The organism is Caulobacter sp. P1_B12_2 (assembly GCF_056406675.1).
In genome coordinates, this window is sequence record NZ_JBFTZS010000342.1 from 1 (window position 1) to 5,164 (window position 5,164).

Consider the following 5,164-nt stretch of genomic DNA (forward strand, 5'->3'; position numbering starts at 1 on the left):
CCATCGTCGACCACCCCCTGGTCCGCCACAAGCTGACCCGGATGCGCGACAAGCAGACCTCGACCAAGACCTTCCGCGCCCTGATGCGCGAGACAGCGACCCTGCTGTGCTACGAGGTCACCCGCGCCCTGCCGACCCATACGGTGCTGATCGAAACGCCGGTGGCGCCGACCCAGGCCGAGGAGATCTCCGGCAAGAAGCTGGTCTTCGCCCCGATCCTGCGCGCCGGCCTGGGCATGGCCGAGGGCATGCTGGACCTGGTTCCCTCGGCGCGGGTGGCGCACATCGGCCTGTTCCGCGACCCGGACTCGCTGGAGGCGGTGGAGTACTACTACAAGACCCCCGAGGACATCGCCGACCGGCTGGTCATCGTGGTCGACCCGATGCTCGCCACTGGCCACACGGCGGTGGCCGCCCTGAACCTGCTCAAGCGCTCGGGTGTTAGCGACCTGCGCTTTGTCTGCCTGGTCGCTTCGGTCCAGGGCGTGGAGACCTTGCGCGCAGCGCATCCCGACGTGCCGATATGGACGGCGGCGGTGGACGCCGAGCTGAACGACCACGGCTATATCGTCCCGGGCCTGGGCGACGCCGGTGATCGGACTTTCGGCACGCGCTGACGAAAGACGGGTGACGGTCTTCCGCTGACCAAGCTTGGGCGTTAAGGCTTTCGCATGCCGTTCGCACCGCCCCTGATCTTCGTCGCCGACGATGATCCCGTCACGCTGGAGGTGGTCCAGCTCACGCTGGAGCATGAGGGTTTCGTCGTTCGGACCTTCGGTTCAGTGGAGCTGCTCTTGGCCGCCTTGGATCGCGAAGTCCCCGTTCTGGTGCTGATGGACGTACGCATGCCTGGGCAGAGCGGGCTGGACGGCCTGAAGGCGATCAAGGACTCGCAGAACGGCGCGACTCTGCCCGTGCTGATGCTGACCGGCGACGGCCGTCTGGACCGCATCGTCCAGGCCATGCAGCTGGGCGCGGCCGGCTATGTGATGAAGCCCTTCGAGCCGAAGCAACTGGCGGCCAAGGTGCGCGAGGCGCTGGCCTTGTCCTAGGCCGTTCGGGACTCAAGCGCCTCAGGCCGAGCCACGCAGGATTTTGCTCATCGCCTTGCCCTTGGCCAGTTCGTCGATGAGCTTGTCCAGGTAGCGGATCTCCCGCATCAACGGCTCGGCGACCTCTTCGACCCGCACGCCGCAGACCAAGCCCTTGATGTCGGCCCGTGCCGGGTTCAGTTCGGGGGCCTGGGCGAAAAAGGTCTCGAAGTCCGATTTCTCCGCTAGGTGGGCGGCGAACTGGTCCTGACTGAAGCCGGTCAGCCAGAGGATGATCTCGTCAACCTCGGCCTTCGTGCGCCCCTTCCTCTCCGCCTTGGCGACGTAAAGCGGGTAAACGCTGGCGAAGCTGGTCGTGTAGATCCGGTGCTTGGTCATCGACGAGCCACCTCCGCTGCAGGGCGTAGGTTACCGAAATGTCGGCCGCCGTGAAGGCGTCATCCGCCAGTAGGGCGAGCGCGCCAGCCGCCGGGTCACCCGCCTTCAGGCGCCGTCGCCCATATCCTAGGCGTCCAGCGTCACGTCGATCTTCATCTGGTCGTCGCCCGGATTGCCGATCACCTTGATGCTGACGCCCGACCACTTGGACCGGGGCATGTTCAGCGCCGGCTTGGACTTGCGATCCAGCACGGCGTTGCCCAGCGAGGGGTAGAGGTCGTTGGAGTCGCCGCGATTGCCCTGGCCGAAGATCTTGGCCAGGTCCCGGCGGTTGTCGGCCTGCAACAGCTCGATGGCCAGGCGCCCCTCGTCGTTGACGTCCTCGACGGCCTCGTCGACCACGTAGACGGCGACCCCCTGGTCTGGGAGGAAGGCGTCCTGGCTGCGTTTTCGCCGATATTCCACCAACAGGTACTGGCTGTCGGTCATGAAGGCCGAGTTGCGGATCACCACCGGCGCGCCGCCCTCGGCGGCGGGCTTGAGCACCACGCCCTTCTTGGATTCCATGATGATCTCCGGCTCGACCCAGCCGTGGAACATCCGCAACATGCCGTTGGGATAGACCGGCGTCAGGCCGGAATTGCCCCACGAGCCCGCCGCCATCAGGCAGTAGTTGCCAAGTCCGTTGGACTGGGTGCTCTGGGTGGCGCCGGTGTCGTAATAGTCGGCCCAGCGCGCGGCCAGATGGCCCCATTCATGGGCGCAGACACCGACCCGACAATCCTCGGGCACGGTCAGATAGGTGCTGACCGAGATGCCGTGGCCCACGTCCACGCCGTCGGGAATGATCCACTTGTGGCTCCAGATGTCGTTGCGGTCGCCCGTGGTCTCGGCGCCGCCGCCGGCATGAATCACGAACAACGCCGTGACCGCGCCTTCGCCCAGGGCGTCGAACGCGCCGAAGTCCACGCCGGCGAACTTGGCGGCCAGGACGGCGTCGCGGGCCATGGCGGGGGCGTTGCGGGGGAAGTTGTCGCTCATCCCAGAATTACCGTCGGCATAGAAGGCGATCGGATTGGGCATCCGGAACCAGCCGTGCACCTCGCCGGTGACGTCGATGCCGGCGCCGTCCCCAGAACCGTCCGTCCTCCAGCCGCTGACCTGCCGGTAGAAGTCGCGCATGCTGCCGGACGGGAACTTGCCGACGCTGAACAGCATCTGCTCGTACATGCCGGGGCTGTGGTCGTCGCCGTGGGGGCGGTCGGGGAAGTCGACCAGCAGCACCATGGTGCGAATCTCGCCCGCCAGCTTCTTGGACGGTTGGTCGATCCGCAGGGGGCCCTTGGTCCCGCCCAGCCGGATCTCGCCATCGTCCAGCCCGACATTGTTGGGGCCGCGCCGATTGGATCGCCAGACCTTGTAATAGGCCTCGAAGGTCATGTCCTTGTCGAGCCGCCCCTCGGCCAGCAGCGCCAGGTAGCGGGCGTAAAGCTGGGCGACCAGGCCCGGCGAGGCGGGCACAGCGCACTGTGCCCGTCGGCAGACGCATCCGGAAAACGGTTTGAACGCATAGCGCATGAAGCTCTCCACGAGACGCCCGAAGCGGCTCGTACAGTGCTCTAAAAGTGCATATCAGGCAAACTCAACCATAACGGACGGCGCCCGTTAGAACGGCCACCAGCCGCGCCACCAGTTCGCCAGCCCGTCCCAGAAGGCGGCCAGCCGCTCCAGGGGGTTCGGCGTGGTCGCCGTGGCCACGGGCTTGGGCGGCGGGGCGGGCACGAACCAACTGGGCGCGGCTGGCGGCGCACAGTTCATCCGCATGCCCACGCCCTTCAGATAGCCCCGGCGCACGGCGCCGGCCTGCACCGCCGCCTGCACGGCCTTGTCGTGCCTGGCCGCGCCGGTCAGTCTGCGCACCCAGCCGCGGAAGGGCAGGGCGTGCCGGGTGGTGTTGCGCACCTCGCCCACCCCCGCGCCATAGGCGGCGTCGGCCACCTTCTTGCCGCGCGAGCGGGTGTCGGGCGGCGGCGCCTCGTCCAGATCCGGACCCAGGGCGGCGTCCAGCCGACCGATCTCGCCGGCGAGCCCCTCGCAACGGTCCAGGCCGGTCATGTCGTAGGGGGTCTCGACCGCACGCAGCAGGACGGCGGGAATAGCGGTCCGCTTGAGGTTCAGGTCCTCCAGCGGCGCGGCGACGGCGTCGCGCAGGGTGTCCTTCTGCTGCATCGTGCCCGGATCGGACGCCAAGGCCGGCGCGGCGGGGCCGGCCAGCAGCAGGGTGCAGATCAACAGCGGGAGAGACGAGCGACGCATATGCCGAGATCGCCTGTCTTAGCTGCGCCGTGCAAGTGGATTCGCGGCTCGGGGGCGGCGGACGGGCGTGTCCCCGTCCGGCACGGTAAAAACCCCGAAAGCCCGGCGGGTAAAGCCCGATTGTGACGAACAGGCCCCTCCGGGATGCTTCGCGGCGTCGATCCTCTGGAATAGATCCATGAAACTCAAAATCATCGCCGTCACACTGTTGCTGAGCGCAAGCGCCACGCTGCCTCAGGCTCACGCCCAGACCTCCGCGCCCGACGCGGCCCTCGCGGCGCCGGACAAGCCGGTGACCGCCGCCGATCTTGAAGGCCTGCGCGCCGAGCTGCGCTCGTCGAAGAAGCAATTGACCGCGGCGACGCTGACGCTGAGCGACGCGGAGGCCACCCGGTTCTGGCCTGTCTACGACCAATACGCCGCGGAGGTGGCCAAGGTCAGGGAGGACCAGACGACCCTGATCGCCGAATACGTGAACACCTTCGGCAAGTATGACGACAAGGCCGCGACGAGCTTCATCACGCGCTGGCTGGATCTCGACGTCAGGACGACCGCCTTGCGCGCGAAATATGTGCCGATCGTCGGCAAGGTGCTGCCGGGGGTCAAGGCGACGACCTTCTTCCAGATCGATCGCCGCATCAGCATGGCCGTCGACCTGAAGGTCGCGTCGCTGTTGCCGATCCTGCAATCGCAGGCCGAGAAGTAGGGCGAGGGGCGGACACCCCGCCGCCCGCCGCGGTTCAGATCACCCCGGCCCGCAGCAGGTCGTGGACGTGCAGGATGCCGACCGGGCGGTCGTGGTCGACCACGAACAGCACGGTGATGCGCCGCTCGTTCATGATCTTCAGCGCCTCGGCCGCCAGGGCGCCGGGCGCGATGGTCAGCGGCGCGCGCGTCATGACCTCGCTGGCCACGTGGCTCATCAAGCCGTCCATGTGGCGGCGCAGGTCGCCGTCGGTGATCAGGCCGCTCAACGCACCGTCCGGAGCGACGACCCCGACCGCGCCAAAGCGCTTTTCGCTCATGACCAGCAGGGCCTCGGGCATAGGGGCGTCTTCGCGGGTCAGGGGCAGTTCGCCTTCGCCATGCATGAGGTCGCCGACCGTGCGCAGCATGGCGCCCAGCTTGCCGCCGGGATGGAAGATGCGGAAGTCGCTGGCGGTGAAGCCGCGTCGCTCCAGCAACGCCACGGCCAAGGCGTCGCCCACGGCCATCTGCAGGGTGGTCGAGGTGGTCGGGGCGTTGACCTCCGCCGTGGCTTCCGGCGCGTCGGGCAGCAGCAGAAGGATGTCGGCGGCCCGGCCCAACTGGCTGTCGGCGACGGCGGTGATGGCGATCAGCGGGATCGAGAATCGCTTGGCGTAGGCCAGGCTGTCGGACAGCTCGCGCGCCTCGCCGGACTTGGACAGGGCCAGCAC

General features: G+C 67.8%; 7 protein-coding genes. 3 read left to right on the top strand and 4 right to left on the bottom strand.

The window, feature by feature from the left end; translation table 11 throughout:
* Window positions 1-2 precede the first annotated feature (2 nt).
* Window positions 3-617, top strand: a complete 615-nt coding sequence (upp, locus tag AC1DZ6_RS18560) for a uracil phosphoribosyltransferase (RefSeq protein WP_477098618.1) — start codon at window positions 3-5, stop codon at window positions 615-617.
* 54 nt (window positions 618-671) lie between these two features.
* A complete protein-coding gene (locus AC1DZ6_RS18565) occupies window positions 672-1,052 on the top strand; it encodes a response regulator (protein ID WP_477098619.1) in 381 nt (126 codons plus the stop codon).
* A 21-nt stretch (window positions 1,053-1,073) separates the two neighbouring features.
* On the opposite strand, the gene AC1DZ6_RS18570 is transcribed toward AC1DZ6_RS18565, so the two are convergent.
* The 3 genes from AC1DZ6_RS18570 to AC1DZ6_RS18580 form a co-directional block, all read right to left on the bottom strand.
* Complete coding sequence (locus AC1DZ6_RS18570) at window positions 1,074-1,430, bottom strand: DUF2200 domain-containing protein (RefSeq protein WP_477098620.1); 357 nt, start codon at window positions 1,428-1,430, stop codon at window positions 1,074-1,076.
* Between the two features lie 126 nt (window positions 1,431-1,556).
* Entirely contained in the window at window positions 1,557-2,951 is a 1,395-nt protein-coding gene (locus AC1DZ6_RS18575) for a M6 family metalloprotease domain-containing protein (RefSeq protein WP_477098621.1), read from the bottom strand.
* Between the two features lie 144 nt (window positions 2,952-3,095).
* Entirely contained in the window at window positions 3,096-3,746 is a 651-nt protein-coding gene (locus tag AC1DZ6_RS18580) for a hypothetical protein (RefSeq protein WP_477098622.1), read from the bottom strand.
* Window positions 3,747-3,924: 178 nt separating this feature from the next.
* On the opposite strand from AC1DZ6_RS18580, the gene AC1DZ6_RS18585 reads away from it, so the two are divergent.
* Window positions 3,925-4,452 (top strand): hypothetical protein, encoded by a 528-nt coding sequence (locus AC1DZ6_RS18585; protein WP_477098623.1) that lies wholly within the window; start codon window positions 3,925-3,927, stop codon window positions 4,450-4,452.
* A gap of 34 nt (window positions 4,453-4,486) precedes the next feature.
* Here AC1DZ6_RS18585 and AC1DZ6_RS18590 read toward each other — a convergent pair.
* Window positions 4,487-5,164 (bottom strand): CBS domain-containing protein (locus tag AC1DZ6_RS18590; protein ID WP_477098624.1); only part of this gene is annotated, 678 nt, incomplete at its 5' end.

Bases quoted from the DNA above. Each gene is read 5' to 3' on its own strand.
- AC1DZ6_RS18565 (WP_477098619.1), top strand. From the start codon at position 672: ATGCCGTTCGCACCGCCCCTGATCTTCGTCGCCGACGATGATCCCGTC.
- AC1DZ6_RS18570 (WP_477098620.1), bottom strand. From the start codon at position 1,430: ATGACCAAGCACCGGATCTACACGACCAGCTTCGCCAGCGTTTACCCG.
- AC1DZ6_RS18580 (WP_477098622.1), bottom strand. From the start codon at position 3,746: ATGCGTCGCTCGTCTCTCCCGCTGTTGATCTGCACCCTGCTGCTGGCC.
- AC1DZ6_RS18585 (WP_477098623.1), top strand. From the start codon at position 3,925: ATGAAACTCAAAATCATCGCCGTCACACTGTTGCTGAGCGCAAGCGCC.